We start from the raw sequence: 671 nt of genomic DNA, 5'->3' as shown, positions 1-671 counted from the left end.
ACGTTGTACGGGGGATCGGTGAAGGCCATGTCGGGCAATTCGTCACCGAGCAGCTGCGTGTAGTCGTCGGCCTTGGTGGCATCGCCGCACAGCAGTCTGTGATCGCCTAGCAGCCACACATCGCCTGCTTTGGAGATAGGAGTCTCGGGCGCGTCCGGTACATTGTCATCGTCGGTGAGCCCGTCTTTGGTGGCGTCCTCACCGGCGATCAGTGCTTCCCATTCCTCTGGGGAGAAGCCGGTCAGGCCGAGATCGAAGCCGGCGTCCTTCAGTTCGGACAGTTCGATGCCGAGCAGGTCGTCATCCCAGGCGGCGTTCTCGCCGATCTTGTTGTCGGCCAGGATCAGCGCGCGGCGTTGCGTGTCGCTCAAGTGATCCAACGGGACGACCGGCACCTCGGCCATGCCCAGCTGACGAGCCGCCAGCAGACGACCGTGTCCGGCGATCACATTGTTGTGGCCATCGATCAGGATCGGCGCGCCCCAGCCGAATTCGCGAATGCTGGCGGCGATCTGTGCGACCTGGGCCTGCGAATGCTGCTTGGCATTGCGGGCATAGGGAATCAGCGAATCGACCGGTCGGTAGTGGAGTTGCAGTGCGCTCATCGGGTTCTGAAAATGAAAAAACCCGCCATGAGTCGTCCTCATGGGCGGGTTGATGGGGTTGGCCAG

The 671-nt window shown here is 62.3% G+C and carries 1 protein-coding gene; it reads right to left on the bottom strand.

What is annotated here, in order from left to right; genetic code table 11:
- On the bottom strand, positions 1 to 647 hold a 647-nt coding region (locus XalbCFBP2523_RS15850; RefSeq protein ID WP_249027744.1), incomplete at its 3' end, for a ParB/Srx family N-terminal domain-containing protein.
- Positions 648 to 671: the final 24 nt, after the last annotated feature.

The sequence above is a fragment of the Xanthomonas albilineans genome, assembly GCF_002939705.1.
GTDB classification, from domain to species: Bacteria; Pseudomonadota; Gammaproteobacteria; order Xanthomonadales; family Xanthomonadaceae; genus Xanthomonas_A; species Xanthomonas_A albilineans.
This window is presented reverse-complemented; position numbering and strand designations above follow the sequence as displayed.